Here is a 4,469-nt window from a genome sequence, read left to right on the forward strand (position 1 = left end):
GCCCCTACCATCCGCCAACAGCCAACAGTCAACAGCCAACAGCCAACTGACAACTGACAAAGAACACCCCTCCCTTTTGTATCCGATGCGTCTTGTGAAAAAAAAGAGCATCTGCTCTAATTAAGTTATGTTCATAAAAATACTATTTCATGAAAATTTTTGTATTATAGGGAACGGCGCCGAAAATTGCACCGGGAACCGCAGCAGTAAAGTACCAAAAAAAAATTGAGTGAGTTAAACTAACTTTAGGAAAAATTTAAAGCTTTACTTGCAATTAATGAAAAAATCCCCATGCAGGAAGTTGTCAACTCGTTGCAGTCTTTTTTATCTAACTCTGTTGACGCTTTCCTAGAGTGCGATCGACAGCAAAAGTACCTATACATCAATCCTGTTGCTGCTGCTTGGATGGGATTGGAGCCTGCTGAAATAGTCAACAAAACTCATCAAGAGTTGTTGAAATTATATCCCAATAATCCGGGTTTCAAAAATATAATTTCGCAAATTGATTCCTGCCTGCAACAAGTATTTATTACAGGGGAAAAAAAGCTGGCAATTCACGAGGTTGCGGCTGCAGACGGCGGGATTAAAATTTACGAAACGGCTTACACGCCCGCGGTAGATGCCTCCAGCAATCAGATGCGGGTTTTGGGCGTTGGTAGAGATATCACCAGGCACTACCGCTGGCAGCAACAGAAAACTCAACAGTTGCGCCGATCGAACCATTTACTGTGGTTGAATGCAGCTAACAGTCCTCTGGCAATGGTAGGCTGGGATGAAAATTTTCGGATCGTTCAGTGGTCAAAGCGCGCCCAAGAAATCTTTGGGTGGACATCGGATGATATGATGGGCAAGCAGTTCGGCGATTTGGATTTTGTTTGCCCAGAAGATAGAGAGGCCCGTGTCGCGATCGAACTCGAACTAGCCTCCGGTAACGGCAATACTTCCATCAATCAAAATAAAACTAAAAGCGGACAGGTAATTTGGTGTCGCTGGTTCAACTCAATTATTCGCAGCGGCGATACTTTTACGGTGCTTTCCTTAGTGGAAGACATCACGGATCGCAAACGCTTAGAAGCAGAAAAAGCCCAAGCTTCTCGCCTCACAGCAATGGTAGCCGATGTCGGTATTGCCCTCACCAAACACCCTCAAGATATCCTGATTCCTTGCTGCGAGGCAATGGTGCGAAATCTCGATGTCGCCTCTGCTGAAATTTGGACTTTTAACTTTCAATACGATATTTTGGAATTGCAAGCAGTTTCGGGAATCTACAGCCGCACAGACGATCGAGCTAACTTTATTGCAGCGAAGGTTAACTCGATCGCCCAACAACAAAAACCGCAATTTGACTGCGGATTTGAGCTGAATAATTTTGGACTGCCCGAAGAAGAGTCCGGGGAATTCACTGGGGCAGAAAAGTCCGAGTCAGAAATTATAAATAGCAGTCAAAATCCGAGAAATTGTCAAATACCCAAGCAAATTCTTACCTTCGCAGGCTACCCTTTAATAGTCGAAGAAAAACTGGTGGGAGTTATGGTAATTATCAGCAGCCAGCCACTGACTTCACCATTTAAAGAAACTTTATCATCGGTAGCAGATGTCATCGCTTTGGGCATCGAACGCAAGCGCGCAGAAGCCGACTTAAAATCAGCTAGAGGGTTTCTCAATTCGGTAGTAGAAAATCTGCCGGTGGGAGTTTTTGCTAAAGATGCTTCTTCGCTGAAATTCGTATTGTGGAATAAAGCGGGGGAAACGATCGCAGGTGTTACCTCTCAAGAGGCGATCGGCAAAAATGACTATGATATTTATCCCAAAGAACAAGCTGATGTTTTCACCGCTCAAGATAGGCAAATATTGACCGGTCATCACAACCAATCTAGTCTTCAAGACATAGCCGAAGAGCCGATCCAAACTCGCCACAAAGGTATGAGAATACTGCACACCCGCAAAGTGCCAATTCTCGACGCTCAGGGGAATCCTCAGTACGTGTTGGGGATTACTGAAGATATTACCGAACGCCGGCAGGTAGACGAAAGCGTGCGTCTGTATGACCAAATTGTCGAGAATATGCAGATTGGTTTGTACGTCTACCATTTGGAAGATATAGAGGATGATAGCAGTCTCAGGGCGATCGCCTCGAATCCCGCTGCTACAAGGTTTACCGGGTTAGAAATGGCCGATGTTTTGGGCATGACAATTGACGAGATTTTTCCTCATTTGCGATCAAAAAACATTCCCAAAGCATTTGCTGCGGTAATTCTCGGCCAAAAATCCGTAGAACTTGAAGATATTGACTGCGATGAATGCGGCAAAATAACTCGCGCTTTTTCTATTAAAGCTTTTCCATTACCCAACAACTGCGTCGGCGTTGCTTTTGAAAACATTACCGATCGCAAGTGCCTCGAATTAGAACTACAAATAGCCTTAGCACAAACCGAACGTTCCGAACAATTGTTGCGGACGGTAATCGACAAAACCAGCGACTGGATTTTTGCCAAAGACCAAACATTTCGCTATATTTTGGCAAACAAGAGTTTAGCCGAAGCGATCGGCAAAACAATGGAAGAAATAATTGGTAAATCAGATTTAGAATTAGGATTTTCAGCAGATTTAGTATTTGGTAATTCTGCACAAAATATCCGAGGATTTCGCACAGACGACTCTGCTGTACTGGCAGGGGAAATCATCCACAATCCCTGCGATGCGGCAACTGTTGCTGATGGTTCCATACATATTTTAGACACCAAAAAAGTCCCCCTGCGCGACGCTGAAGGTAATGTATTTGCAGTGCTAGGTTTCACTAACGATATTACAGAACGCCATGAATCGGAAGCAGCTTTGCGCCGGAGTGAAGCCAGATTTCGGTCTTTGGTAGCTAATATTCCCGGGGTGGTTTATCGCTGGCAGTGCGATTTGGGGATAATTTTTCTTAGCGATGCCGTCTATTTACTAACGGGCTACCCCGCTGCGGATTTTATTTCGCCTTTTGACAGGGGAAGCCGGACTTTTGCTAGCATTATTTACCATGAAGATTTGGCAAAAGTAGAAGCAACTATTCGGCAATCAATAGAAAACAAACAGTCTTATAATTTGGAATACCGCTTGTTAGCAGCAGACGGCACGGTTAAATGGGTGTGGGATAAAGGTTCTCCCGTGTTCGAGGCAGATGGGAGCGTTTGCTGTTTGGACGGGGTGATTTTTGATATTAGCGATCGCTACTTCGCCCAAGAAGCATTGTGTCAAAAAACTTCCGAGTTGGAAGCTGTTTTTCTGGCACTGCCCGATTTGTATTTCCGCCTCAATGCTGACGGCATTATTTTGGATTACTTGTCAGGAAATTCAGCGGATTTGTACGCGACTCCCGAATTTTTTATGGGCAAACGCATAACTGACATATTGCCCCCAACCGTTGCCAGCCAGTTCGAGTTGGCAATGGTTGAACTTTACGAAAACAGAACTCCGGTTAATCTAGAGTATTCGCTACCCATGCCCGAAGGAGAAGAAACCTATGAAGGGAGATTGCTGCCTCTTAACTCGAATCAGGCGATCCTTATTGCCCGCAACATTACCCAACGCAAACAAGCCGAATCTCAATTAAAACATAAAAATTACCAGCTAGAGCAAACATTGAAAAAATTAGGAAAAACTCAAGCTCAACTAATTCATGCGGAAAAAATGTCGAGTTTGGGGCAGCTAGTTGCGGGAATTGCTCACGAAATCAATAATCCTGTCAGTTTTATCTACGGCAATATTGTTTACGCGAGCGAGTACGCCCAAAATTTGCTGCAATTGTGTACTTTATATCAAGAACATTACCCTGAACCTGTTGCTGTTATTGCGGAATTTGCTGAAGAAATAGAAGTCGAATTCATGAAAGAAGATTTCCCGCACCTGCTGAAGTCAATTCAAACTGGAGCCGATCGAATTCGCGAAATAGTTGTGTCGTTGCGGAACTTTGCTCGTCTGGAAGAATCAGATATTAAGCGAGTTGATATTCATGAAGGAATAGACAGTGCTCTGTTAATTTTGCAACACAAATTTAAAGAAAATGGCAGAAATCGTCAGATTGAAGTAGTTAAAGAATATGGAATACTGCCACCGGTACAGTGTTACGCCGGACAGTTAAATCAAGTGTTTATGAATATAATAAGTAATGCTATTGATGATTTGGCAGATGTCAGAAATAAAAAGTTGGAATTGGCGAGTGCAACGGATGTGGAACGGCAAAATTTTTCGAGTTTACCTTTGGGTGGTGACGCCTTGCCTTTGATTCGGATTCGCACGGAGGTTTTGGAGAACGATCGGGTGGCGATCGCAATTTCTGATAACGGCCAGGGAATGGCAGAGTCTGTCAAATCTCGGATATTTGACCCGTTTTTTACTACTAAACCAGTCGGTAAAGGTACTGGTTTGGGACTGTCTATTTCTTATCAGATTGTGGTGGAAAGACACGGGGGCACGGTGCGCTGCAT

1 protein-coding gene is annotated in these 4,469 nt (G+C 44.0%); it reads left to right on the forward strand.

What is annotated here, in order from left to right; translation table 11 throughout:
• Nucleotides 1-291 precede the first annotated feature (291 nt).
• The coding region (locus IQ270_RS28505) for a PAS domain S-box protein (protein WP_193976487.1) at nucleotides 292-4,469 on the forward strand (4,178 nt) is incomplete at its 3' end.

This window comes from Microcoleus sp. LEGE 07076 (assembly GCF_015207455.1).
Taxonomy (GTDB): Bacteria; Cyanobacteriota; Cyanobacteriia; order Cyanobacteriales; family Microcoleaceae; genus Microcoleus.